The 25,525-nt window shown below is 67.5% G+C and carries 23 protein-coding genes; 14 read left to right on the top strand and 9 right to left on the bottom strand.

The annotated features are described in order from the left end of the window. Window positions 1-6 precede the first annotated feature (6 nt). The 3 genes from BUB20358_RS12405 to BUB20358_RS12395 all read right to left on the bottom strand — a co-directional run bounded on the left by BUB20358_RS12405 (window position 7) and on the right by BUB20358_RS12395 (window position 3,229). On the bottom strand, window positions 7-1,218 hold the full coding sequence (locus tag BUB20358_RS12405; protein WP_006764107.1) for a DUF1501 domain-containing protein: 1,212 nt from the start codon (window positions 1,216-1,218) through the stop codon (window positions 7-9). Between the two features lie 72 nt (window positions 1,219-1,290). Next, window positions 1,291-2,826, bottom strand: a complete 1,536-nt coding sequence (locus BUB20358_RS12400; protein WP_035972201.1) for a DUF1800 domain-containing protein — start codon at window positions 2,824-2,826, stop codon at window positions 1,291-1,293. 124 nt (window positions 2,827-2,950) lie between these two features. Then, window positions 2,951-3,229, bottom strand: coding sequence for a hypothetical protein (locus tag BUB20358_RS12395; RefSeq protein WP_006764105.1), 279 nt, complete (start codon window positions 3,227-3,229; stop codon window positions 2,951-2,953). Between the two features lie 257 nt (window positions 3,230-3,486). On the opposite strand from BUB20358_RS12395, the gene ompR reads away from it, so the two are divergent. The 4 genes from ompR to BUB20358_RS12375 all read left to right on the top strand — a co-directional run bounded on the left by ompR (window position 3,487) and on the right by BUB20358_RS12375 (window position 6,966). Further along, on the top strand, window positions 3,487-4,221 hold the full coding sequence (gene ompR, locus BUB20358_RS12390; protein WP_004192636.1) for an osmolarity response regulator transcription factor OmpR: 735 nt from the start codon (window positions 3,487-3,489) through the stop codon (window positions 4,219-4,221). A gap of 40 nt (window positions 4,222-4,261) precedes the next feature. After that, window positions 4,262-5,623 (top strand): ATP-binding protein, encoded by a 1,362-nt coding sequence (locus BUB20358_RS12385; protein WP_006764104.1) that lies wholly within the window; start codon window positions 4,262-4,264, stop codon window positions 5,621-5,623. Between the two features lie 189 nt (window positions 5,624-5,812). After that, window positions 5,813-6,361 carry a peroxiredoxin gene (locus BUB20358_RS12380; RefSeq protein ID WP_006764103.1) on the top strand — a complete coding sequence of 183 codons (549 nt, stop codon included), beginning with the start codon at window positions 5,813-5,815 and terminating at the stop codon, window positions 6,359-6,361. A 77-nt stretch (window positions 6,362-6,438) separates the two neighbouring features. Beyond that, a complete protein-coding gene (locus BUB20358_RS12375) occupies window positions 6,439-6,966 on the top strand; it encodes a carboxymuconolactone decarboxylase family protein (RefSeq protein ID WP_006764102.1) in 528 nt (175 codons plus the stop codon). 121 nt (window positions 6,967-7,087) lie between these two features. On the opposite strand, the gene ispF is transcribed toward BUB20358_RS12375, so the two are convergent. Continuing rightward, window positions 7,088-7,573, bottom strand: coding sequence for a 2-C-methyl-D-erythritol 2,4-cyclodiphosphate synthase (ispF, locus tag BUB20358_RS12370; protein WP_006764101.1), 486 nt, complete (start codon window positions 7,571-7,573; stop codon window positions 7,088-7,090). A gap of 26 nt (window positions 7,574-7,599) precedes the next feature. Continuing rightward, entirely contained in the window at window positions 7,600-8,310 is a 711-nt protein-coding gene (gene ispD / locus BUB20358_RS12365; RefSeq protein ID WP_035972199.1) for a 2-C-methyl-D-erythritol 4-phosphate cytidylyltransferase, read from the bottom strand. 19 nt (window positions 8,311-8,329) lie between these two features. On the opposite strand from ispD, the gene mfd reads away from it, so the two are divergent. The 4 genes from mfd (at window position 8,330) to BUB20358_RS12345 (ending at window position 14,879) form a co-directional block, all read left to right on the top strand. Further along, window positions 8,330-11,887, top strand: coding sequence for a transcription-repair coupling factor (mfd, locus tag BUB20358_RS12360; RefSeq protein WP_094190549.1), 3,558 nt, complete (start codon window positions 8,330-8,332; stop codon window positions 11,885-11,887). A gap of 92 nt (window positions 11,888-11,979) precedes the next feature. Further along, window positions 11,980-13,200 carry an acetylornithine deacetylase gene (gene argE / locus BUB20358_RS12355; protein WP_006764099.1) on the top strand — a complete coding sequence of 407 codons (1,221 nt, stop codon included), beginning with the start codon at window positions 11,980-11,982 and terminating at the stop codon, window positions 13,198-13,200. A gap of 61 nt (window positions 13,201-13,261) precedes the next feature. Beyond that, on the top strand, window positions 13,262-14,281 hold the full coding sequence (locus BUB20358_RS12350; protein ID WP_006764098.1) for a threonine/serine dehydratase family protein: 1,020 nt from the start codon (window positions 13,262-13,264) through the stop codon (window positions 14,279-14,281). Window positions 14,282-14,405: 124 nt separating this feature from the next. Further along, entirely contained in the window at window positions 14,406-14,879 is a 474-nt protein-coding gene (locus BUB20358_RS12345; protein ID WP_045552428.1) for a DUF3574 domain-containing protein, read from the top strand. Window positions 14,880-14,995: 116 nt separating this feature from the next. On the opposite strand, the gene BUB20358_RS12340 is transcribed toward BUB20358_RS12345, so the two are convergent. After that, window positions 14,996-17,509, bottom strand: coding sequence for a penicillin-binding protein 1A (locus BUB20358_RS12340; RefSeq protein ID WP_006764096.1), 2,514 nt, complete (start codon window positions 17,507-17,509; stop codon window positions 14,996-14,998). 272 nt (window positions 17,510-17,781) lie between these two features. Next, window positions 17,782-17,949 carry a hypothetical protein gene (locus tag BUB20358_RS12335; RefSeq protein ID WP_158380475.1) on the bottom strand — a complete coding sequence of 56 codons (168 nt, stop codon included), beginning with the start codon at window positions 17,947-17,949 and terminating at the stop codon, window positions 17,782-17,784. Between BUB20358_RS12335 and BUB20358_RS12330 the strand changes: the two genes are divergently transcribed. From BUB20358_RS12330 to BUB20358_RS12315, 4 genes are all read left to right on the top strand, one after another. Further along, window positions 17,948-18,628: a PspA/IM30 family protein gene (locus BUB20358_RS12330; RefSeq protein ID WP_006764095.1), complete on the top strand. Its 681-nt coding sequence runs from the start codon at window positions 17,948-17,950 to the stop codon at window positions 18,626-18,628. The genes BUB20358_RS12335 and BUB20358_RS12330 overlap by 2 nt on opposite strands. A 76-nt stretch (window positions 18,629-18,704) precedes the next feature. Next, window positions 18,705-19,901, top strand: a complete 1,197-nt coding sequence (locus BUB20358_RS12325; RefSeq protein ID WP_006764094.1) for a tetratricopeptide repeat protein — start codon at window positions 18,705-18,707, stop codon at window positions 19,899-19,901. A 244-nt stretch (window positions 19,902-20,145) separates the two neighbouring features. After that, window positions 20,146-20,577 carry a large conductance mechanosensitive channel protein MscL gene (mscL, locus tag BUB20358_RS12320; protein ID WP_006764093.1) on the top strand — a complete coding sequence of 144 codons (432 nt, stop codon included), beginning with the start codon at window positions 20,146-20,148 and terminating at the stop codon, window positions 20,575-20,577. Window positions 20,578-20,903: 326 nt separating this feature from the next. Beyond that, window positions 20,904-21,350, top strand: a complete 447-nt coding sequence (locus BUB20358_RS12315; RefSeq protein WP_174484790.1) for a hypothetical protein — start codon at window positions 20,904-20,906, stop codon at window positions 21,348-21,350. A 66-nt stretch (window positions 21,351-21,416) separates the two neighbouring features. On the opposite strand, the gene BUB20358_RS12310 is transcribed toward BUB20358_RS12315, so the two are convergent. Continuing rightward, complete coding sequence (locus BUB20358_RS12310) at window positions 21,417-22,355, bottom strand: NAD(P)-dependent oxidoreductase (RefSeq protein ID WP_174484789.1); 939 nt, start codon at window positions 22,353-22,355, stop codon at window positions 21,417-21,419. Between the two features lie 91 nt (window positions 22,356-22,446). On the opposite strand from BUB20358_RS12310, the gene BUB20358_RS12305 reads away from it, so the two are divergent. Next, complete coding sequence (locus BUB20358_RS12305; protein ID WP_006402709.1) at window positions 22,447-22,656, top strand: dodecin; 210 nt, start codon at window positions 22,447-22,449, stop codon at window positions 22,654-22,656. A gap of 219 nt (window positions 22,657-22,875) precedes the next feature. Beyond that, on the top strand, window positions 22,876-23,805 hold the full coding sequence (locus tag BUB20358_RS12300; RefSeq protein WP_006764091.1) for a LysR substrate-binding domain-containing protein: 930 nt from the start codon (window positions 22,876-22,878) through the stop codon (window positions 23,803-23,805). A gap of 122 nt (window positions 23,806-23,927) precedes the next feature. Here BUB20358_RS12300 and BUB20358_RS12295 read toward each other — a convergent pair whose 3' ends face one another. Beyond that, on the bottom strand, window positions 23,928-25,340 hold the full coding sequence (locus BUB20358_RS12295) for an 8-oxoguanine deaminase (RefSeq protein ID WP_006764090.1): 1,413 nt from the start codon (window positions 25,338-25,340) through the stop codon (window positions 23,928-23,930). Between the last annotated feature and the right edge of the window lie 185 nt (window positions 25,341-25,525).

Genomic DNA, 25,525 nt, shown 5'->3' with positions numbered 1-25,525 from the left:
GCCGGCTCACACTTTCAGCAGCGGCAGCGGTTCGAAACGCTGCTGCAGCACGCGCGTCGCATCGAGCCCCCACCACGGACCGAGCACGGTCGCATAAAGCTGACGGAAGTCGACCGAGACCGGCAGATTGCCGTTGCCGTCGAGCCGTGCGAGCGCGGGCGGCGCACCGTACAGCCCGCCCGCCACGCGGCCGCCCATCACGAAATGCGGCGCCGCCGTGCCGTGATCGGTGCCGTTGCTCTGGTTCTCGCGCACGCGCCGCCCGAATTCCGCATACGTGATCGCGAGCGTCCGGTCCCAGCGTCCGAGCTCGATCAGCGCGTCGCGCATCGCGCTCATTCCCTGCGCGAACTGCTTGAGCAGCGCCGCATGCTGGCCGGGCTGGTTCTGATGCGTGTCGAAGCCGTTGAGCGTCAGCCGCAGCACCGCGACGCCGTCCTGCGCGCCGGCTCCCGACGCGTCGCATGCGGCCAGCACCTGCATCGCGGTCTTCACCGACGTGCCGAATGCGCCGGCCGGAAACGCGGTCCGGAATTCGCGCATCCCGCCGCGCGGACGCAGCCGATCGGCGGCCTTCACGATGTCGTTCTCGACGTCGATGATGTGCGCGAGCGCCGGATTCTGCTCGCGCAGCGACGACGGCTCCGCCAGCCGCGCCGCGCGAATGAACTGCGCCGGATTGACGAGCGCGATCGCGCGCGCGCCGTTCGCGAGCGGCCCCATCTCCGCGCTGCCGAGCACGACGCCGTCCGCCGCGAAACCGGGCGGCACGGGCGCCTGCGCGAACGTGCGCGTGAGCCATCCTTCGTGCAGATACTGATCGGAGCGCGATGCGGTATCCCAGATCTCGATCGAGCGGAAATGCGACAGGTTCGGCTGCGGATAGCCGACGCCCTGCACGATCGCGACCTGCCCGTCGCGCCACAACGGCATCAGCGGCGCGAGCGACGGGTGCAGTCCGGTTTGCGCGTCGAGCTGCAGCACCTGCTCGCGCTTGATGCCGATGCTGCGGCGGAACTGGTAGTACAGCGGATCCGCGTACGGCACCACCGTGTTGAGGCCGTCGTTGCCGCCCTTCAGCTCGACGAGGATCAGCACGTTCGCGTAGCCCGCCGCCGCTTGCGGCGGCGTCGATGCCGCGAGCGCAGGCGTCTGCCACAGCGATACGCGTGCCGCCGCAGCGGCGCCGGTCAACGTCAGAAAGTCACGTCGGTTCATCGCGCATCCTTCGGTTCGCCGCGCGACGCAGGCGCTGCGTCGTCGGCATGGTTCGTCATTTCGTCGCCGATGTCATTTCAGCTGGTAGGCCGGATCCATCAGCAGCGCTTCCAGATACGCGCTGCCGGTCGAATCCGTATCGATCGCGGCGACCGGCGACACGGGCAGCACCGCATGCTGCAGCTGCAGTTCGGTAGACAGCCCGGCGATTGCTTGCGGTCGCGCGCGATACTGCGCGAGCCAGCGCTCGAGGTCGAAGCGCAAACCGCCGCGCGCCGGTTTGCCCGCACCGCCGCGCATGTCGGCGGCAGACGCGGCGGGATCGATCACGTGCATCGCGCGCGAGCGCGCATCCGACGACGCGGGCATTGCATGCGCGGCCGGCCGCATGCCGGCCGTCTCGGTCGCGCGGAACAATTGTTCGACGAATTGCTTGCGCGCGAGCAGCGTCGTGCTGTTGATCCACGTCGCGCCGCCCGGCCAGCCCTTCACGTTCGGCGGATAGAACAGCGTCTGCCCGAGCGTGCGCACGGTGTTCGCGAGCGTCTGCGGATCGCCGTACGCGACGTCGAACATCCGCACCGACCCGACCACGAACTCGACCGGCGACTTCACGAGCACGCCGCGATTGCGCGGATCCCAGAACGCATCGGTCGACCATAGCGCGGCGAGCGCCGCGCGAATCTCGTAACCGCTCGCGCGAAACCGTTCGGCGACGCCGTCGAGCGCGGCCGCATCCGGCGTATCGGACACGAACTCGCGCCACAGCTTGCCGGCGACGAAGCGCGCGGTGTCGCGGTGCTTCAGCAGGATGTCGATGAATGCATCGCCGTCGAACGGCCCGGTCTCGCCGAGTATCGTCTTGTCGCCTGCGTCGTGCCATTCGGGCCGCACGATGAAGCGCAGCGTATCGGGGTCGAGCGTCCAGCCCGTCATCGCGCGCGCGGCCCCGGTCACGTCGTGCTGCGCGTAGCGCCCTTCGCCGAGCGTGAACAGCTCCATCACTTCGCGTGCGAAATTCTCGTTCGGGCGCCCCTTGCGATTGCTCGCGCCGTCGAGATACTGCAGCATCGCCGGATCCTTCGCGACCGCATGCAGCAGCGTGCCGAAGTTGCCGAGCGCCTCGCGGCGAAACAGCGCGTTCTGCGCGGCCATCGTCTGCGGATACGGGACCTTGTCCTCGCCGGACGTGAAGTGGCCATGCCAGAACAGCGTCATGCGCTCGGTCAACGGCGACGGCGTCGCGATCATCTCGGCGATCCACGCGGCGCGCAGCGCGTCGTAGCGGCGATGGCGCTCGCGCAGCGCGTCGTAGCGGCGATGGCGCTCGCGCAGCGCGTCGCGCCGCATGTCGGGCGTCCATGCGTGACGCTGCGCGCGCGGCGGCGGCAGGTCGTCGATCCAGTCCGGCCACGTCGTGACGGGCTCGCGGCGCACGTTGCCGAGCGCATCGTCGATCGCCTGCGCACGCGTCATCCCGACGATGCGCGCGACGTCGGCGGGCGCGGGCGAGAAGCCGGTACGGGCCAGAAAGAACAATGCATCGTCCGCGTCGAGCGGCGTCTGCATCGCAGGCGACGGCACCGCTGCGACAACGTTCGCTTTCATCGTCAGGACTCCCGGAACGCACCGGCGGTGCGGATGCCCGTTCAACGGCATCCGCCGCATCCGAGTTGACGGAGAAATTGCTACGGAATTTTTCCGCGATGCGAACGACCGCGGCGATCGCGCTTCAGCGCTTGTACAGCTCGCGAACGGCATCCTCGATGTGCTGACGCAGCAGATGACGTTCTTCGGGCGTCATGTGGCCGTCGCGGCGGCGCTGTTCGAGATCGGGAGGCACCGCGGAGCGCGCGGTCGTGTCGGCGCTGCGGTCGGGCTGCGGCGCCTTGCCGCGCGGCAGCTTGCGCGACGATGCGCCCTGCTCGGGGCGCTGCGCATACGCGAAGTTCGACGCATACGGACCGGCAAGCACGATCGTCAGCATCAGTGCAATCCGGGCAGATCGCATGACCGTCCTCGCTTCTTTGGTCGATTTGTTCCCTTCGTCACGCGGCAACCGGCTACCTCTGGTACTTGAAAAACCCTGCGGAATTCGGGTGTGCAAAGATGAAAGATGAAGTGGAGGGAGTATCTACCGAATTTCGGCTTCGAGTAAAGGAATCTATATAGCCTGCCTTTACTCCGCGCGACACTACGGGTAAATTTTGTAACCGACTGTAACGCGCGAAAATGTGCGACCGTGCGTCATTTCTCATTCGCGATAAGATGCCGCTCATGGAAACGAAAAACCCCTCCAAGATTCTCGTCGTCGACGACGACCCGCGCCTGCGCGATCTGCTGCGCCGCTACCTCGGCGAACAGGGCTTCAACGTCTATGTCGCGGAAAACGCGACCGCGATGAACAAGCTCTGGGTGCGCGAGCGTTTCGATCTGCTCGTCCTCGATCTGATGCTGCCCGGCGAAGACGGCCTGTCGATCTGCCGCCGGCTGCGCGGCAGCAACGACCGCACGCCGATCATCATGCTCACCGCGAAGGGTGAGGACGTCGACCGCATCGTCGGCCTCGAGATGGGCGCGGACGACTATCTGCCGAAGCCGTTCAATCCGCGCGAACTCGTCGCGCGCATCCACGCGGTGCTGCGCCGCCAGGCGCCGGCCGAACTGCCGGGCGCGCCGTCGGAAACCACCGAGGTGTTCGAATTCGGCGAGTTCTCGCTGAATCTCGCGACGCGCACGCTGACGAAATCCGGTCAGGAGATTCCGTTGACGACCGGCGAATTCTCGGTGCTGAAGGTGTTCGCGCGTCACCCGCGCCAGCCGCTGTCGCGCGAGAAGCTGATGGAGCTCGCACGCGGCCGCGAATACGAAGTGTTCGACCGCAGCCTCGACGTGCAGATCTCGCGCCTGCGCAAGCTGATCGAGCCGGATCCGGGCAGCCCGCGTTTCATCCAGACCGTCTGGGGTCTCGGCTACGTGTTCATTCCGGACGGCGCCGCCTGATCTTTTTCCTCTCCGGTTTCGCCTGTCCACGGCCCGTCCCATGCGTATCGACCGGCGCCTCCTGCAGCTCGCGTTCGGCGGTCTGTTCTGGCGCACCTTCCTGCTGATCGCGCTGCTGATCTCGGTGAGTCTCACCGCGTGGTTTCAAAGCTTTCGCGTGATCGAGCGCGAGCCGCGCGCGCAGCGCGTCGCACTTCAGCTCGTCGCGATCGTGAAGCTCACGCGCACCGCGCTGCTCTACTCCGATCCCGATCTGCGGCGCGCGCTGCTGCAGGATCTCGAGAGCAACGAGGGCGTGCGCGTGTACCCGCGCGAGAAAACCGACAAGTTCAAGCTGCAGCCCGACGAATCGCTGAACCGGCTGATCGAACACGACATTCGCAGCCGGCTCGGCGACGACACCGTGATCGCGCAGTCGGTCAACGACATTCCGGGCGTGTGGATCAGCTTCAAGATCGACGACGACGACTACTGGGTCGCGCTCGACCGCGATCAGCTCGATACGGTCACCGGCCTGCAATGGGCCGGCTGGGGACTGTTCGCGCTCGCGCTGTCGCTGTTCGGCTCCGCGTTCATCACGAGCCTCGTGAACCGGCCGTTCTCGCGGCTCGCGCTCGCCGCGCGTCAGGTCGGCTCGGGCCAGGCGCCGGAGCCGCTGCCCGAACGCGGGATGGGCGTCGCCGCCGAAACCAACCGCAGCTTCAACCAGATGGTGCGCGACCTCGAGCAGCTCGAGGCCGATCGCGCGCTGATGCTCGCCGGCATTTCGCACGATCTGCGCACGCCGCTCGCGCGGCTGCGTCTCGAGACCGAGATGAGCCCGTCGGACCAGGCGACGAAAGACGCGATGGTCGACGACATCGAGCAGATGGACCGCATCATCGCCGCGTTCATCGACTATGCGCGGCCGACGCAGCGCAAGCCGGAACCGGTCGATCTGTCGACGATCGCGCAGGAAGTCGCCGCGCGCGTATCGAGCGAGGACGGCGTCGACATCCGCACGCGGCTCGCGCCGACCGCGATCATCGAGGCCGACGAAACCGACATGCGCCGCGTGATCGGCAATCTCGTCGAGAACGCGCGCAAATATGGGCAAAGCAGGCACGACGGCATCTCGCGCATCACGCTGGAGACGCGCGTATCGCACGCGCGCGTCGAACTGTCGGTGAGCGACGAAGGCCCCGGCATTCCGGAGGACCAGCTACCGCTCGTGATGCGGCCGTTCTACCGCGTCGACGCCGCGCGCTCGAAGGCCGACGGCACCGGCCTCGGGATGGCGATCGTGCTGCGGCTCGTCGGCCGCTATCGCGGCGCGCTGCGCCTGCGCAATCGCAGCCCGGAAGGCGGGCTCGAAGTCACGCTCGAGTTCCCCGCCGCCGGCAGGACGCGTGCGACGTCGTGACACGCGCACGCACGGTTCTTGCGCGTCACACTATCGCCGCGGTTGAGAAAATCTATGGGGATCGTTAGTCAAAATCTATTGAATCGTTACACTAATAGTGTTATAGTCGTCCCCATGCTGTCACACCATCGTTGCAGCACCGAGGTAGCTTGACTCTGTCTTCTTCCCAACTCATACAGGAGTATCCGCATGAAAACCGTGGGCGATAAACTCGAAGCTTTCACCGTCGTAGCCGCGAAGCCGGGCTTCAACAATCACGAGGAAAACGGCCAGTCGGCGTTCGAGACCGTCACCGAAACGTCGTTCCCGGGCAAGTGGAAGATCATCTACTTCTATCCGAAGGACTTCACGTTCGTGTGCCCGACGGAAATCGTCGAATTCGCGAAGCTCGCGAAGCAGTTCGAAGAGCGCGACGCCGTGCTGCTCGGCGGCAGCTCGGACAACGAATTCGTGAAGCTCGCATGGCGCCGTGAGCACAAGGATCTCGACAAGCTGAACCACTACTCGTTCGGCGACGTCAAGGGCGAACTGATCGACCAGCTCGGCGTGCGCGACAAGGAAGCCGGCGTCGCACTGCGCGCGACGTTCATCGTCGATCCGGACAACACGATCCAGCACGTTTCGGTGAACAACCTGAACGTCGGCCGCAGCCCGGAAGAAATCCTGCGCATTCTGGACGGCCTGCAAACGGACGAACTGTGCCCGTGCAACCGCGCAATCGGCGGCGCAACGCTGTAAGCGCATCGATGCACGAAAGCCCGCGGCACGCATCCTGCCTGCGGGCTTTTTTAACGGCCAATTCATAGGAGATATCAATGGAATTCATCGACTCGATTAAGGCACGTATTCCCGACTACGCGAAGGACATCCGTCTGAACCTCGACGGCACGATCTCGCGCTCGTCGCTCGAAGGCAACGATGCAGTGGGCGTCGCGCTCGCGGCCGCTGTCGCCGCGAAGAGCACGGTGCTCGTGAAGACGATCCGCGAGGCCGGCGTGCTGTCGCCCGAAGAGACGAACGCCGCGCTGACCGCGGCCGCGCTGATGGGGATGAACAACACGTGGTATCCGTACGTCGAGATGGCCGACGACGCGGACCTGAAGACCCAGCGCGCCGAGCTGCGAATGGGTGCGTACGCGTCGCACGGCGGCGTCGACAAGCGCCGCTTCGAGATGTACGCGCTCGCCGCGTCGATCGTCGGCAAGTGCCACTTCTGCGTGAAGTCGCACTATGCGCTGCTGAAGAACGAGCAAGGGATGACCGTCACGCAGCTGCGCGACGTCGGCCGCATCGCGTCGGTGATCAACGCCGCCGCGCAGGTGATCGCCGCCGAAGGCGAGTAAGACGGACGGCGCGCGGCCGACGCCGCGCCGGCCGCCGAAATGACAAATGCCACGCAAGCGCGTGGCATTTTGTCGTTTACGCGGCACACCGCGGCGCGGCCGCGTTACGCGCTTGGCTTCGTCATGCGCTTTGCTTCACCAGCAGCGCCGCCGCCTGCGCCTCGATCCCTTCGCCGCGCCCGAGATAGCCGAGCTTCTCGTTGGTCTTCGCCTTCACGTTCACACGATCGAGCGGCAGCCCGACATCGGCCGCGATGTTCGCACGCATCCCTTCGATATGCGGCGCGAGCTTCGGCGCCTGTGCGATCACGGTACTGTCGACGTTCTGGATCGCGAAGCCGGCCGCCTTCACGCGTGCGACGCATTCGCGCAGCAGCACGCGGCTGTCCGCACCCTTGAACGCGGCGTCGGTGTCGGAGAAATGACGGCCGATATCGCCGAGCGCCGCCGCGCCGAACAGCGCGTCGGTGATCGCGTGCAGCAGCACGTCGGCATCCGAGTGACCGAGCAGGCCGCGCTCGTACGGAATCGTCACGCCGCCGATGATGAGCGGGCGCCCCGGGACGAGCTGATGCACGTCGTAGCCTTGTCCGATTCTGAAGTCCATGCGTGTTCCGATTGAGATGGGGAAAGTCAGGAAGCGTGCGCGGTGCGCGCGAGAATCGCCTCCGCGAGCGCGAAATCTTCGGGATACGTGACCTTGAAGTTGCGCAGGCTGCCCTGCACGACGCGCGGCGTATGGCCCGCCCATTCGATCGCGCTCGCTTCGTCGGTCAGGTCGTGCCCTTCGCGCTGCGCGCGCAGGATCGCGTCGCGCAGCATGCCGATGCGGAACATCTGCGGCGTCTGCGCCTGCCACAGCGCGTCGCGCGGCTCGGTGCGCGCGATCGCGTCGCCGCCGGCCGGCACGCGCTTGAGCGTGTCCGCGACCGGCAGCGCGACGATGCCGCCGACCGCGTCGTCCTTCAGCGTCGCGACGAGCGCGCGAATAAGCTCGGGCGTGATGCCGGGCCGTGCGGCGTCGTGCACGAGCACCCAGTCGTGATCGGCCGCGCCGAATTCGGCGAGCTCGAGCAGCCCGTTCAGCACCGACGCCTGCCGCGACGCGCCGCCGCAGCGGCGCACCGCGAAGCGCAGGCCCGCGAAGCGGCGCGCATCGAAATGCGTGTCGTCCGGCGCGAGCACGACGAGGGTCTGCGCGAATTCGCTGCACGCGTCGAACGCGGCGAGCGTGTAATGCAGGAGCGCGCGGCCGGCCAGCGTGCGGTATTGCTTCGGCACGGCCGAGCCGGAGCGGCTGCCCGTGCCGGCGCAGGGAATCAGGGCGAAGAGTCGGGGAGTCACGAAAGAAAGCGCCGGAAAGATGAAATCGAGAAGCGGATTTTATAATAGGTCTTTCGTCCCGACCGGCGCGCCGCGCTGCGCCGTGCACGCCACCCCAGCCGTCCCTATGCCAGACAACGCTTCCAACCCGCCCGCCTCGCCCGTTCCGCGCGTCAAACCCGGCCAGCGCTATGCCTTCGACGGCGCGCACGGCTCCGCCGACGCGCTCGCCATCGCCCGCTATCTCGCCGACAACCGCGCGGACGTGCCGCTCCTTGCGGTGATCTGCGCGAACGCGGTCGACGCGCAGCGGCTGTCGCAGGAAATCGGCTACTTTTCGCCGGACGCGCGCGTGCGCCTGCTGCCGGACTGGGAAACGCTGCCGTACGACACGTTCTCGCCGCACCAGGATCTCGTATCGGAGCGGCTCGCGACGCTGCACGATCTCGGCGAGGGCCGCTGCGACATCCTGCTGGTGCCAGCCACGACCGCGCTGTACCGGATGCCGCCCGCATCGTTCATGGCCGCGTACACGTTCGCGTTCGCGCAAGGCGAGCGGCTCGACGACGCGAAGCTGAAGGCGCAGCTCACGCTGGCCGGCTACGAGCACGTGAGCCAGGTCGTGCGGCCCGGCGAATACTGCGTGCGCGGCTCGCTGATCGACCTGTATCCGATGGGCTCGCCGCTGCCGTACCGGATCGACCTGTTCGACGATCAGGTCGACTCGATCCGCGCCTTCGATCCGGACACGCAGCGCAGCCTGTATCCGGTGCGCGACGTGCGGCTGCTGCCGGGCCGCGAATTCCCGTTCGACGAAGCGGCGCGCACGGCGTTTCGCAGCCGCTGGCGCGAGACGTTCGAGGGCGACCCGAGCCGCGCGACGATCTACAAGGACATCGGCAACGGCGTGCCGTCGGCGGGCATCGAGTATTACCTGCCGCTATTCTTCGACGAGACGGCGACGCTGTTCCACTATCTGCCGCAGAACGCGCATCTGGTGTTCGCCGGCGATCTCGACGCGGCGATCCGCCGCTTCACCGCCGACACGAAACAGCGCTATGCATTCCTCGCGCACGATCGCGAACGGCCGATCCTCGAGCCGCAGCGGCTGTTCCTGTCCGACGAAGACTTCTTCACGCTCGCGAAGCCGTTCGCGCGCGTCGTGCTGCCCGCGCAGCCGGCCGGCGGCTGGGCGACCGCGCTGCCCGAGCTGACGGTCGACCGCCACGCGGACGATCCGCTCGCCGCACTGCGCACGTTCGTCGAATCGTCCGGCAAGCGCGTGCTGCTGACCGTCGAATCGGCGGGCCGCCGCGAGACGATCCTGCAACTGCTCGCCGAGCATCATCTGCGCCCCGCGTCGAACGACGGCTTCGCGAGCTGGCTCGCGAGCGACGAACGTTTCGCGCTCGGCGTCGCGCCGCTCGCGAGCGGCTTCGCGGTGCCGGGCGAAGGCTACGCGATCGTCACCGAGACCGAGCTGTACGGCGCACTCGGCCGCCGCGCGGGACGCCGCCGGCAGGAGCAGGCGAGCAACGTCGACGCGATGGTGCGCGACCTGTCGGAGCTGAAGGTCGGCGACCCGGTCGTGCATGCGCAGCACGGCATCGGCCGCTACATGGGCCTCGTGTCGATGGATCTCGGCGAAGGCGAAACCGAATTCCTGCATCTCGAATACGCGGGCGACAGCAAACTGTACGTGCCGGTCGCGCAACTGCACGTGATCTCGCGCTACAGCGGTGCGGATCCCGACAGCGCGCCGCTGCACGCGCTCGGCTCCGGCCAGTGGGAACGCGCGAAGCGCAAGGCCGCGCAGCAGATCCGCGATACGGCCGCCGAGCTGCTGAACCTGTACGCGCGCCGCGCGGCGCGCGAAGGTCATGCGTTCGCGCTCGATCCGCGCGACTACGTGAAGTTCGCGGAGAGCTTCGGCTTCGAGGAAACGCCCGATCAGGCCGCCGCGATCGCCGCCGTGATCGGCGACATGACGAGCGGCAAGCCGATGGACCGCCTCGTGTGCGGCGACGTCGGCTTCGGCAAGACCGAAGTCGCGCTGCGCGCGGCGTTCATCGCGGTAATGGGCGGCAAGCAGGTCGCGCTGCTGTCGCCGACCACGCTGCTCGCCGAACAGCACACGCAGACCTTCGTCGACCGCTTCGCGGACTGGCCGGTGCGCATCGTCGAGCTGTCGCGCTTCAAGACCGCGAAGGAAGTGAACGCGGCGATCGCGCAGATCAACGAAGGCAGCGTCGACATCGTGATCGGCACGCACAAGCTGCTGTCGTCGGACGTGCAGTTCAAGCGCCTCGGGCTCGTGATCATCGACGAGGAACACCGCTTCGGCGTGCGCCAGAAGGAAGCGCTGAAGGCGCTGCGCGCGGAAGTCGACGTGCTGACGCTGACCGCGACGCCGATTCCGCGCACGCTCGGGATGGCGCTCGAAGGGCTGCGCGATTTCTCGGTGATCGCGACCGCGCCGCAGAAGCGGCTCGCGATCAAGACGTTCGTGCGCCGCGAAGAGGAAAGCGTGATCCGCGAGGCGATGCTGCGCGAGCTGAAGCGCGGCGGCCAGGTGTACTTCCTGCACAACGAGGTCGAGACGATCGAGAACCGCAAGGCGATGCTCGAGGAACTGGTGCCCGAGGCGCGGATCGTGATCGCGCACGGCCAGATGCACGAGCGCGAGCTGGAACGCGTGATGCGCGATTTCGTCGCGCAGCGCGCGAACGTGCTGCTGTGCACGACGATCATCGAAACCGGCATCGACGTGCCGAGCGCGAACACGATCATCATGCACCGCGCGGACAAGTTCGGCCTCGCGCAGCTGCACCAGCTGCGCGGGCGCGTCGGCCGCTCGCATCACCAGGCGTACGCGTATCTGCTCGTCCACGATCCGCAGTCGCTGACCAAGCAGGCGCAGCGCCGGCTCGAGGCGATCCAGCAGATGGAGGAGCTCGGCTCGGGCTTCTACCTCGCGATGCACGACCTCGAGATCCGCGGCACCGGCGAAGTGCTCGGCGACAAGCAATCGGGCGAGATCCACGAGATCGGCTTCCAGCTTTACACCGACATGCTCAACGATGCGGTGAAGGCGCTGAAGAACGGCAAGGAGCCCGATCTCACCGCTCCGCTCGCCGCCACGACGGAAATCAATCTGCATACGCCCGCGATCCTGCCGGCCGACTACTGCGCGGACGTGCAGGAGCGGCTGTCGCTATACAAGCGCCTCGCGAACTGCGAACACGGCGACGCGATCGACGGCATCCAGGAAGAGCTGATCGACCGCTTCGGCAAGCTGCCGCCGCAGGCGCACGCGCTCGTCGAGACGCACCGGCTGCGCCTTGCCGCGAAACCGCTCGGGATCGTGAAGATCGACGCGAGCGAGGCCGCGATCGGGCTGCAGTTCGAGCCGAATCCGCCGATCGATCCGATGCGGATCATCGAGATGGTGCAGAAGCACCGGCACATCAAGCTCGCGGGCCAGGACAAGCTGCGCATCGAAACGCGTTCGCCGGACCTCGCGATCCGCGTGTCGACGATCAAGGAAACGCTGCGCGCGCTCGGGTCGAAGCAGCCGGCCGCGAGCGCGGCGCGCTGACGGCGCGCGATGCTGCACCGCACGGCGGGCCGCGAAGGCGGCCCGACCCGTTTTTGAGTATGATTTTCGCATTCATCCGACGGAGTTTTGCCATGTCCACTCTCGACGCGACGGCGCAGTCCGCCGCCGATCAACGCGACGCTTCGCCCGTCAGCCTGCCGTGGGTCAAGCAACTGGTGTCGATGGATACCACGAGCCGCGTGCCGAACCTCGGGCTGATCGAGACGGTGCGCGACGCGCTCGCCGCGAAAGGCATCACGTCGACGCTCACGCACGACCCGCGCGAAGGCTGGGCGAACCTGTTCGCGACGGTGCCTGCGCACGACGGTTCGACGGACGGCGGCATCGTACTGTCGGGACACACCGACGTCGTGCCGGTCGACGGCCAGCAATGGGACAGCGATCCGTTCGCGCCGGAAGTCCGCGACGATCGGCTGTACGGCCGCGGCACGTGCGACATGAAGGGCTTCATCGGCGCGGCGCTCGCGCTGCTGCCCGAGATGCAGGCGACGAAGCTCGCGAAGCCGATCCATTTCGCGCTGTCCTACGACGAGGAAATCGGCTGCGCGGGCGCGCCGCTGATGATCGCCGATCTCGTCAAGCGCGGCGTGAAGCCGTCCGGCTGCATCGTCGGCGAGCCGACCAGCATGCGGCCGATCATCGCGCACAAGGGCATCAACGCGTATCGCTGCTGTGTGCGCGGCCACGCGGCCCACTCGTCGCTGACGCCGAAGGGGCTGAACGCGATCGAGTACGCGGCGCGCCTCATCTGCCATATCCGCGACATCGCCGAGCGCTTCCGCGCGGACGGCCCGTTCGACGAGCTGTACGACGTGCCGTTCACGACCGCGCAGACGAGCACGATCCAGGGCGGCAACGCGATCAACACGGTGCCGGCCGAATGCCGGTTCGATTTCGAGTTCCGCAACCTGCCGACGCTCGATCCGGACCAGATCTTCGCGCGCATCGAAGCGTATGCGCAGGAAACGCTGCTGCCGCAGATGCTGCGCGAGCACCCGAACGCGGCGATCGAATTCTCGAAGATCGCCGCGGCGCCCGGCCTCGACGCGACCGAGCAGGCGGCGATCACGCAGCTCGTGCGCGCACTGACCGCCGATCAGGACAAGCGCAAGGTCGCATACGGAACCGAAGCCGGCCTGTTCCAGCGCGCGGGCATTCCGAGCGTCGTCTGCGGGCCCGGCAACATCGAGCAGGCGCACAAGCCGAACGAGTACGTCGAGCTCGCGCAGCTCGCCGGCTGCGAGCAGTTCCTGCGCAAGTTCATCCGCAGCATGTCGGTCGACGCGCACTGACCGCTGCCCGCCCCGCCGGCTCGCGCGTGCGGGCCGGTTCACTCCCGCCACACGCCACGTCATGTCGACTGAACAACAGGGCGCCGCCCATACGACGATCGACGGCGAGCCGATTCCGACGCTCGACGAAATCGCCGCGCAGCATTTCGCATTGTCTCCGTGGGTCGCCCGCACGCCCGTGTTCGAGCGTGCCGACCTGCCGTCGCTCGAAGGCACGCACGTGAACTTCAAGTTCGAGCTGCTGCAGGCGAGCGGCAGCTTCAAGGCGCGCGGTGCGTTCACGCATCTGCTCGCGCTCGACCAGGCGCGCAAGAACGCCGGCGTCACGTGCGTGTCGGCCGGCAATCACGCGGCGGCCGTCGCGTACGCGGCGATGCGGCTCGGCAGCAGCGCGAAGGTCGTGATGTTTCATACCGCGAGCCCGACGCGCATCGCGCAGTGCAAGCGCTACCGCGCGGAAGTCGTGCTCGCCGGCAGCGCGTCGCAGGCGTTCGATCTCGTGCGGCGGATCGAGGCCGAGGAAGGCCGCTTCTTTATCCATCCGTTCAACGGCTATCACACGATTCTCGGCACCGCGACGCTCGGCTACGAATGGGCGACGCAAACGCCCGATCTCGATGCCGTGATCGTGCCGATCGGCGGCGGCGGGCTCGCGGCCGGAATGTCGACCGCGTTGCGGCTCGCGAATCCGAACGTGCACGTGTACGGCGTCGAGCCGGAAGGCGCGGACGCGATGTGCCGCAGCTTCGCGGCCAATCACACGATCAAGATGAGCGCGATGCAGTCGATCGCCGATTCGCTGATGGCGCCGCACACCGAGGAATACAGCTATCAGCTGTGCCGCCGCCATATCGACCGGATCGTCACGGTGTCCGACGACGCGCTGCGCGCGGCGATGCTGTTCCTGTTCTCGCATCTGAAGCTGTCGGTCGAGCCGGCGTGCGCAGCCGCCCTCGCCGCGCTGCTCGGGCCGCTGCGCGAAACGCTGCAGGGCAAGCGGGTCGGCGTGCTGCTGTCGGGCACCAACACCGACCCGGCCACGCTCGGCATGCATCTCGCGCACGCGAAGCTGCAGCACTGACCGCGTCGCGGGTTATCCCCAGATTATGTTGACAGCCCTGTTGATAACCCGCCGAACAAGCCCGCAAGTCACTGAGCGCGCAGCGTTTTGCGCGCGTGACGCTCGATCGCCGCGGAATGGGCAGATGCGGCGCGAGCCGCGGCAGCGGCGCGCGGCGACGTGGCGTTCCCGCATATCGCTCGCGATCGGCGCCGCCGCGATCGCGTCGTTCGCCGGCTGCGCGGTGCCGCCGTCGCCCGCCGGCATGCACGTCGCATGTGCGCCACCCGGCGAGCGCGCGGCACTGCAGGCGGATCTGCTGTTCGGACGCGACGTCGCGGGCCGCGGGCCCGTCACCGACGCGGAACGCGCAGCGTTCCTCGCGGACGTCGTCACGCCGCGCTTTCCCGACGGCTTCACGTACTGGGACACGCAAGGCCAATGGCGCGATCGCGCGACCGGCGCCATCACGCGCGAAGCGAGCTTCGTCGTGCGCATCGTCGCCGACGATACACGCGACACGCGCGTGCGGCTCGATGCGATCCGGCGCACGTACGCGGAGCGCTTCAGGCAGGAATCGGTCGGCGTCACGCTCGTGCCCGCGTGCGCGTCGTTCTGACGTTCCGACGCTTTGACCGGCGCTCGCCCGTGCGCGGAAGAAGACGAAAACGAACGACATAAAAAACGGGCGCCCGAAGGCGCCCGCCGCATGCCGGAGCGAACGACGCGTATCGCCTACTTGCTCTCGAACATGTCCATGATCTGCTGCTTCTCCTGCGGCGTGACCGGCGGCGGTGTGAGCCCCGCCGCGCCGGCCGAGCCGAGCGCATCGTTCGCGCTGATCGCGTTCGCGGCCGGATTGATGTCGACGCTCGCGACGAAGCCGTTGCCCGGCGTGCGATCCGAGTAGTACAGCTCGCCGTCGATCGTCGTCAGGCCGTCCGGCATCGGCATCTCCTGCTCGGGCACGCCGTTCAGCGCGGTGCGCATGTAGTTGACCCAGATCGGCAATGCGAGCTGCGCGCCGAATTCGCGGCTGCCGAGGCTCTTCGGCTGATCGAAGCCCATCCATGCGACCGCGACCAGCGACTGCTGATAGCCGGCGAACCAGCCGTCCTTCGCATCGTTCGTCGTACCGGTCTTGCCCTGCAGGTCGTTGCGGCCGAGCACGTTCGTGCCGGCGCCCGTGCCGGCCGTCGCGACCGTATGCAGCAGGCTGTTCATCACGTACGCGTTGCGGCCTTCGATCGTGCGCGGCGCGGTGCTGCCCGCGATTACCGGCTGCGACTTCTGCAGCGGCTGGCCGTGCGCGTCGTCGACTTCAGCGATCAGATACGGATCGACCTTGTAGCCGCCGTTCGCGAACACCGCGTAGCCCGTCGCGAGCTGCAGCGGCGTGACGAGCCCCGCGCCGAGCGCCATCGGCAGATACGGCGGCGTCTTCGCCGGATCGAAGCCGAAACGCTGCGTCACGTACTGCTGCGCGTACTGCGTGCCGATCGTCGCGAGGATCCGGATCGACACGAGGTTCTTCGAGCGCTGCAGGCCGGTGCGCATCGTCATCGGGCCGTCCGGCTGATCGTCGTCCTTCGGCTCCCATGCGGTGCCGCCCGGCACGCTCGGCGGGAAGTACAGCGGCGCGTCGTTGATGATCGTCGCCGGCCCGAGCCCCTTGTCGAGCGATGCCGAGTAGATGAACGGCTTGAACGACGAGCCCGGCTGCCGCCACGCCTGCGTCACGTGATTGAACTTGCTCTTGTTGAAGTCGAAGCCGCCGACCAGCGAGCGGATCGCGCCGTCCTGCGGCGCGATCGCGACGAGCGCGCCTTCGACCTGCGGCAGCTGCACGATCTGCCAGCCGGTCTTGCCGTCCTTCAGCACGCGCACGATCGAGCCCGGCTTGATGCGCAGCGTCGCGTTCGCGCGCGGGCCGAGCGCGGCCGACACGAAGCGCAGCCCCGCAGGCCCGATCGTCGTCGTCGCGCCGCCGACGAACTGCACGTCGACCGCGTTCGGCGCGGCCGACAGCACGACCGCCGACTGCAGGTCGCCGTTGTCCGGATGATCGGCCAGCGCGTCGTCGATCGCCTCGTCGCGCTCGTCGCCGGCGGCCGGCAGATTGATCGAGCCTTCCGGCCCGCGATAGCCGTGGCGGCGTTCGTAATCGAGAATGCCGCGACGCACCGCCTGATACGCGGCTTCCTGGTCGGCCGAGTTGATCGTCGTCGTGACGGTCAGCCCGCGCGTATAGGTTTCGTCCTTGTACTGCTGATACATCATCTGCCGCACCATCTCGGCGACGTATTCGCCGTGCACCGCGTACTGGTTGCCCGGCGTGCGCACGTGGATCTCTTCCTTCACCGCCTGGTCGTACTGCGGCTGCGTGATGTAGCCGATCTCGAGCATGCGCTTCAGGATGTATTCCTGCCGCACCTTCGCGCGCTTCGGATTGACGACCGGGTTGTACGCGGACGGCGCCTTCGGCAGCCCGGCGAGCATCGCGGCTTCGGCAAGCGTGATGTCCTTCAGGTCCTTGCCGAAGTACACGCGCGCGGCGGCCGCGAAGCCGTACGCGCGCTGTCCCAGATAGATCTGGTTCATGTACAGCTCGAGAATCTGGTCCTTCGTCAGCGCCTTCTCGATCTTGTACGCGAGCAGCATCTCGTAGATCTTGCGCGTGTACGTCTTCTCGCTCGACAGGAAGAAGTTGCGCGCGACCTGCATCGTGATCGTGCTCGCGCCCTGCCGCGCGCCGCCGTGCATCAGGTCGGCCACGCCCGCGCGCAGGATGCCGACGAAGTCGACGCCGCCGTGCTCGTAGAAGCGGTAGTCCTCGATCGCGAGCACGGCCTTCTTCATCACGTCGGGGATGTCCTGGAAGCGCACGAGGCTGCGGCGCTCCTCGCCGAATTCGCCGATCAGCACGTGGTCGGCCGTGAAGACGCGCAGCGGCACCTTCGGCTGATAGTTCGTCAGTGCATCGAGCGACGGCAGCTGCGGCGCCATCACGACGAGCGCGTAGCCGACGATCAGCGCGCCGACGATCGCGAGCGTCGCGAACAGGCCGACGAACCACAGCGCGACGCGAGAGCCGAACGATCGGCGGCCGCGGTCCGCATCGCGTGCGCCGCGGCGGTCGTCGCCGCGATCGTCGTCATCGATGTAATAGGCTCCGGACGGCGAACGGCGCAACGTGTAGTGAGGTTCGTGCCGGTCGGAAGAAGAAGGCGGTCGTTTGATAATTGGCATGTCGGAATGGCGGGCGCGCTCGGCGCCCTCGGACGCATGCGGAAATGCAAGCGGATGAATCAGAGCGGGTGCATCGTGGCTACCGTCACGTCGACAGACCCCGCCGCGCGGCGATCCGTTCCCGCGACGTGACAGCGCATTTTAATGAAATCGACCGGGCGGCTTCGCGATTTTTTGTAAAAATTCCCGCGCCGGCGCGATCCGTTCGACGCAGCAGCCGCGTCGGCGAACTATCATGGACACGCAGCCGGCCGCGCGCCGCCGCGTTTCTTTCAGCCGCGAAAGGTTGTCGCGGCACGCACGCGGGCCGCTTGAAGCCGCGCGTTTAAGCCGTATTTAAGTACGCGGCGGTGTAATATCCGCGAGCCCGCGCGGGCCGACAGCAGCGCGACGGGCACGGCCGCGAACGCGCGGCGCCTTTCAACCACGGAGGATTTCATGTCGCTTTTCGACTCTATTTCGCGCACGATCAAGGGCCTGCTCAACGATGCGGCCGACTCGGTACAGGATCCGTCGCGCGACGCACGGCAGATCGTGCGGGAGCTCGACGACAGCATCGGCCGTGCCGAAAATTCGCTGATCGAGATCGAAGCGCAGGTCGCGACCCAGCGCAGCAAGCGCGATGCGGCCGCCGACAAGGTGCAGAAGTACGAGGACGGCGCGAAGCGCGCGCTGCACGCCGGCGACGAAGCGCTCGCGCGCGAGGCGCTCGCCGCGCAGGCCAATGCGGAAGCCGAGCGCGACGCGCTCGCGGCCGAACTGGCGACGCTCGAGCCGTCGGTCGACAAGCTCAAGGGGCAGATCGCCGACATGCGTCAGCGCCGCAACGACCTGAACGCGCGCTCGAACATCCTGCAGGCGAAGCAGGAAATCGCGCAGGCGAAGGACGTCGCGGCGAGCGCGCTCGGCGGCATCGGCGGGAAGAACCTGTCGGAAGACTTCCAGAAGCTCGAAGACAAGGTCGCGCTGCAGAACGCGAGTTCCGACGCACGGCTGAATTCGGCCGACACGTCGAGCGGCAAGGCGCTCGACGACAAGCTCGCCGCGCTGAACAAGGGGCCGTCGGTCGAAGACCGTCTCGCCGCGCTGAAGAAACAGCTCGATACGCCCGCGCAGTAACGGTTTCGCGCCGCGCGCCCGGCGTGCGCGGCGCGTACCGATCGTCAGGAGACGGGCGCACGCGCCCGGTTCGACCATGAAGAAAACTCTCGCCGCAGTGGGCTTGTCGCTGATGCTGCTGTCGTCCGCCGCGTTTGCGGTCCCGTCGCTGCAGCAGGTCGAGCAGTCGATCGCGCAGCGCGACTGGCAGCGCGCCGATGCGCAGCTGTCCGAAGTCATCGACGCCCATCCGAACAACGCGCACGCGCGCTATCTGTATGCGCAGGTGCTCGACCGCGAAGGCCGCGCCGCGGACGCGCTCGCGCAGCTGCAGCGCGCGAAGTCGCTCGATCCGCAGCTGCGCTTCACCGACGCGGCGCGCTTCGCGCAGACGGAATCGCGCATTCGCGCGGATGCCGCACGCGTGAGCGGCAACGCGGGCCCTGCCGCACAAACGGGCTCGCTGCAGTCGTCGCTCGCGCCTTCGGTCGCGCCGGCCGAAAAGCACGGCCCTTCGACCGGCATGTGGATCGGCCTCGGCTTGCTCGTCGCGGTGATCGCGCTCGTGCTGCGCTGGACGCTGCGGCGCGCGCGCTCGGCCGACGACACGCGCGCCGACGACGAACGCCGCGCGCAGCTGAAGCGCGCGACCGACGTGCTGAACGACATCCGTCCGTTGAAGCTCGACGCGAGACTGTCGACCGCGCCCGGCGCAGCCGCGCTCAGCGGCGAACTCGATGCGATCGAGACGGATGCGCGCGCGCTCGTCGAAGCGCTGTCGAACGGCAAGAACCCGGTGCCGCCGTACCGCATCGACGAGCTCGAGCAGCGCCATGCGAGCGCGAAGGCGCGCGTCGAAGGCCGCCCCGATCCGGCCGCGCAGCCTGCCGCGCCGACAAGCGGCAGCGGCTCCGTCTATGCGCAGGAAGCCGATCGCGTGACGGGCGCGCAAGGCTCCGCCTATCAGCAACAGCCGTACCCCCAGCAGCCGTATCCGCCGCAGCCGTACCCGCAACAGCAACAGCAACCGCCGGTCGTGATCCAGCAAGGCGGCGGCTTCGGCAGCGGGATGGGCGGGCTGCTGACCGGCGTGCTGCTCGGCGAAGCGATGTCGGGCGGCCGCGAACGCGTGATCGAGCGCGACGTGATCGTCGACGACGAGCGTCGCCGCCAGAACGCGGAGCCCGGCTTCGACCTCGGCCGCGGCGACGATTCGGGCTGGAGCGACGGCGGCAATGGCGGCGGCGTCGATCTCGGCAGCAACGACGACGGCTGGACCGACGACAACACCTGAGCCCGAGCGCGCGCGGCACGGCGCCAACGGCGCCTTCGCGTGACGCCGCCGCGCTCCTCGCGTCGATTGCCAGCCACGCCAGCCGCGCGGATTGTCAATCATTTCAAGACGGACTACCGTCAATGGGGCACGTTCGCTATCATGCGGCCATCGGCGTGCCACCGATCCACGATCCTGTTCGACGCGTCGCCTCCCCGCGCGTCGCGGCACGCCTCCCGTCGCGCCAACCAGGAGAAAGCCGCTCATGAGCATAATCAAGGAATTCAAGGAGTTCGCCGTCAAAGGCAACGTGATGGATCTCGCCGTCGGCGTGATCATCGGTGGCGCATTCTCGAAGATCGTCGACTCGGTCGTGAAGGATCTGATCATGCCGGTGATCGGCGTGCTGACGGGCGGTCTGGATTTCTCGAACAAGTTCGTTCTGCTCGGCACCATCCCCCCGACGTTCAAGGGCAATCCCGATTCGTTCAAGGACCTGCAGGCCGCGGGCGTCGCGGTGTTCGGCTACGGCTCGTTCATCACCGTCGCGATCAATTTCGTGATCCTCGCGTTCATCATTTTCCTGATGGTGAAATTCATCAACAGGCTGCGCAAGCCGGAAGCCGCGCCGCCGGCAGCCACGCCGGAAGACATCGTGCTGCTGCGCGAGATCCGCGATTCGCTCAAGCAGCGCTGATATCCGCGCACGCTTCGTCCGTCGGGCCCGCTTCGTGCGGGCCTTTTCATTGGTGCACGCCGTCGGCGGCCTATCTCACTTTTTTGTGACGGGCGAATGCACGCGCATGAAAAGCAGGTCTATGATGGAGACTAAACGACAGTACAGGCGCCGAGACGCTGGCTGTGTCGATCGTGGCAAGCGGGTCGACGGGAGACATTGATCGTCGTGCCGCACGAATGCAGCATTTTCGTGTGCTATAAAGGATCGACATGCGGCGTACATAGCCGGGAGTGGGTCGCATGAAAGTGCCGCATTTCTTGCAATTGTTTTTGAGGCGAGTGTTTATGTCCTTCCCGAAAAAACGTCGACGCGCGCAGCAGGATGGCCAGGAGTCGTTCCTCGCGGTATTGCGCCACGCCAAGCCGTTCGTGCAGCTCGACACCAAGATTGCCCGCGCGCGCGCGCAGGACGAACCGGTCCTCTACGCGCACGTGCTGCCCGGCCTCGACGTGCTGTTGTGCAGCGTACGCGGCGCGCAGCCGCCCTATCCGGCCATTGCCGAGTTGCGCAAGCGCTGCATCGAATCGATCGCGAACGCGCTCGAACAGCCGCTCGACGGGCTCGAGAACGGCGGCTACTGGTACGAGGCGAACGGCTTCGGCTTCCTCGTGTTCGCGAGCCGCGCCCGCGCGCGCATCCTGCCCGAATTTGGTGCGGGTACGAAGGCGAGCGTTCGCGGCGGCCTCGGCCGACAGAACGCCGGCGACACGACACCGCGCTCGCTCGGTTGAACCGATATCGATACGATGGGCCGCCTTCGCGCGGCCCATCGGTCATTTACGCGCGGCGCTTTTCCATCAGTTCGACTGCTCGCGGCCGTTGCCCGGCCGCACGATGTCGATGAACGCGGCAAAGTCGGCGTCCGCGAGCCCTTGCGCCGCGCCAAGCCGCAGCACCTGCTGCACGGTCGCCGACACCGGCATCACCGCGCCCGTGTCGCGTGCCGCATCGGCGATCGCATCGACATCCTTCTGAAACGTACGCAGCGTGCCGATAGGCGCATGACCGCCGGACGTCATCCGCGGAACGAACGTCTGCAGCAGGACTGAATCGGCCCAGCCGCCCGCGAGCGCGTCCGCGAGCCGCGCCGCATCGATGCCGCTCGCTTGCGCGAGGCCGACGGCCTCCGCGATCGCGGTCACCGTCGCGGTCACGATCGCCTGATTGCACAGCTTCGCGGTCTGGCCGGCGCCCGCGTCGCCCATGTGCGTGATGCGCGACGCATACGTATCGATCAGCGGCCGCACGGCGTCGAGCGCGTCTGCCGGACCGCCAGCCATCACCGCGAGCGTGCCGGCCTGTGCGCCCGGCACGCCGCCCGACACCGGCGCGTCGATCCACGCAGCGCCGAGCTCGGCCGCGCGCGCCGCATAGTCGCGCGTCGCGGCAGGCGCGATGCTCGAATGATCGACGATGCGGCGCAGCCGGCGCGCGCGCGTGTCGCCGCTGAACAGCCCGTGCTCGCCGAATGCGACGTCGCCGACCGCACGCGCATCGAGCACGCAGACGAATACCGTATCGACCTGCTCGGCCAGTTCGCGCGGCGTAGCGACCACGCGCGCGCCGTACTGCACGAGCGCATCGGCCTTCTCGCGCGTGCGGTTCCATACGCTCACGCGATGCCCGGCCGCCAGCAAATGCCGAATCATCGGCGCGCCCATCAATCCCGGTCCGCAAAATCCGACTTCCACGATGTGTCCTCGTCTCCGATTGGGGTTGCACTCGCCGCCCATCATACCTATCACTCAAGAAGCCGGACACGCGCGGCGCCGCCTCGGGCGCGCGGCTTGCGCCGGCACGACACGCCGACATCCCAGGGAGCGCATCATGAGCGACCACGTCTACAAGCTGATCGAACTGACCGGTTCGTCGCGGCAATCGTGCGACGACGCGATCCGCAACGCGATCTCGAAAGCGGGCAAGACGCTGCACAACCTGCACTGGTTCGAAGTGACCGACACGCGCGGCCACATCGAAGGCGATCAGGTCATCCACTGGCAGGTCACGCTGAAGGTCGGCATGCGGCTCGACGACTGACGCGCGCGCCGCGTCGCTCCGCGTACGACGAACGGATGCGCATCGCGCATCCGCCGGGGCGCCGTGCGCGCTGCTTTCTCCGACTGCTCAAACTGCACGCAGACGCGCTGCCGGCCGCCGCGTGCGGGTATCCATCCCTTGACGGTGATTTTCGTTCATATTAAAAACCATATACCCCTACACCCCCTCGATCAGCCTGGACATATAAACGGAGAAATCATGAGTCAGCAACGCGAGGCGATCGACACGTACCTCTTGCGCGTCTTGCACACCTTGTTGATGGAGCGCAGCGTCACGCGCGCGGCCGTCAAACTGAACCAGTCGCAACCGGCGATCAGCGCCGCACTGCGCCGGCTGCGCGACATCACCGGCGACCCGCTGCTCGTGCGCGGCAAGTCCGGCATGGTGCCGACCGAGTACGGGCTGCGCCTGCTCGAACCGGTACAGAACGCGCTGCGGGAAATCGAGCGCATCAAGTTCCAGCAGCACAGTTTCGACCCGGCCACGTCGATCCGCTGCTACCGGATCGGCTGCCCCGACTACCTGAACGTGCTGTTCGTGCCGACGGTCGTCGAGCGCTTCCGCCAGGCCGCGCCGAACGCGACGCTCGAATTCCATTCGCTCGGGCCGGCGTTCGACTACGAGCTCGCGCTCGAGGACGGCAAGCTCGACATCGTCGTCGGCAACTGGCCGGAGCCGCCCGAACAGCTGCATCTGTCGAACCTGTTCGTCGACGAGATCGTCTGCCTGATGAGCAACACGCATCCGTTCGCGAAACGCGGCGGCCTCACGCTCGATCAGTATCTGAACGCGCCGCATCTCGCGCCGACACCGTATTCGGTCGGCCAGCGCGGCGCGATCGACGTGCATCTCGCCCGCGAGCGGCTCAAGCGTCACGTGGTCGTCACGCTGCCGTACTTCAACCTCGCGCCGTACGTGCTCGTGAAGTCGGACCTGATCTTCACGACGACGCGGCTGTTCGCCGACCACTACGCGAAGTTCCTGCCGCTGTCGGTCGTGCCGGCGCCGCTCGACTTCCCGCCGATGCAGTATTACCAGCTGTGGCACGAGCGCTGCCACTACTCGGACGAGGTGCGCTGGCTGCGCAGTCTCGTCGCCGAAGCGACCCGCACGCTGATCGAGTCGTAACGGCGACGGGGACGGCGCGCTGTCGCGCAGCGCGCGCCGGGCGTGCAGCCGCCGGTGGCCGCCGACCGGCTGAGCGCGCGACGATGCGCGCGCCGCCGCGTCAATGCGTCAATGCGTCAACGTCAGCGCGACGCTTCGACGAGCGCTTTCGCCAGCGCGTTGTGCCGCTCGATGACCGGCGGCAAATCGAGCGTCGCGAGCCGCCCTTCCCGCACGACGACCTTGCCGTTCACGACCGTGTACGCGCTCTGCGACGGCGCGCAGAATACGAGCGCGGCAACCGGATCGTGCAGCGCGCCGGCGAACAGCGGCTGACGCAGATCGAACGCCGCGAAATCGGCGGCCATGCCGGGCTTCAATGCGCCGATGTCGTCGCGGTTCAGCACCTTCGCGCCGCCGAGCGTCGCGATCTCGAGCGCTTCGCGCGCGGTCATCGCATCGGGGCCGAAGCCGACGCGCTGCAGCAGCAGCGCCTGACGCACTTCCGCGATCATCTGCGCGCCGTCGTTCGACGCGGAGCCGTCGACGCCCAGGCCGACCGGCACGCCGGCCAGCCGCATCTTCTTCACCGGCGCGATCCCGGACGCGAGCCGCATGTTCGAGCACGGACAGTGCGCGACACCGGTGCCGGTGCGCGCGAACAGGCCGATACCGGCGTCGTCGAGCTGCACGCAGTGCGCATGCCACACGTCGTGGCCGACCCAGCCGAGATCCTCCGCATACTCGGCCGGCGTCATTCCGAACCTGTCGCGGCTGTACGCGATGTCGTTGACGTTCTCGGCCAGATGCGTATGCAACGACACGCGGTATGCGCGTGCAAGCTCGGCGGCGTCGCGCATCAGCCCGCGGCTCACCGAAAACGGCGAGCACGGCGCGACGACGACGCGCAGCATCGCGTAGCGGCCTTCGTCGTGATAGGTCTCGATCAGCCGCTGCGCGTCGCGCAGGATGTCGGCTTCGCGCTCGACGACCGAGTCGGGCGGCAGCCCGCCGTCACGCTGCCCGACACTCATCGCGCCGCGGCTCGCGTGGAAACGCATGCCGATCCGCTGCGCGGCGGCGATGCTGTCGTCGAGCCGGCTGCCGTTCGGATAGATATACAGATGATCGCTCGACGTCGTGCAGCCCGACTGCAGCAGTTCGGCCATCGCGGTGAGCGTCGACACCTCGATCATCTCCGGCGTCAGATGCGCCCAGATCCGGTACAGGCTCGTGAGCCAGCCGAACAGCTCGGCGTTCTGCGCGGCCGGCACCGCGCGCGTGAGGCTCTGATACATGTGGTGGTGCGTGTTCACGAGCCCGGGGATCACGACGTGGCCGCGCAGGTCGAGCACTTCGTCGGCCGTGTCGGGCAATTCGGCGCTCGGGCCCACCGCGACGATCCGGTTGTCTTCGATGTAAAGCCCCGCATCGCGCAACTCGCGGCGCGCGTCGTCCATGGTCACGAGCACGTCGGCATGCTTGACCAGCAGGGTTTTCGGGCGGGATGGGAAGGCGTGCGGCGCGCGTGCGCCGCCGTGCTGCTCGAGGTTCATGCGTTCTCCGCGTCGGTGTGCTCCCGGGCTCGCCCGGGAACGGTCACAAAGCCGTTCGAACGCCGATGCGCGGCACGCTCCGGTGCCTGCGTCCGTTCGAACGCACTGGCCCGGTTACCCGGCGTGCCCGCCGTCTTCGGGGTGCGCGCCGGCCGGCGGCCGACGTGCACGGCGCGAGGATCGCG

Origin of the sequence: Burkholderia dolosa, from assembly GCF_902499135.1 — a bacterium.
Taxonomy (GTDB): domain Bacteria; phylum Pseudomonadota; class Gammaproteobacteria; order Burkholderiales; family Burkholderiaceae; genus Burkholderia; species Burkholderia dolosa.
Note: the sequence above shows the minus strand (reverse complement) of the source record. Positions and strands in the feature narration are given on the sequence as shown.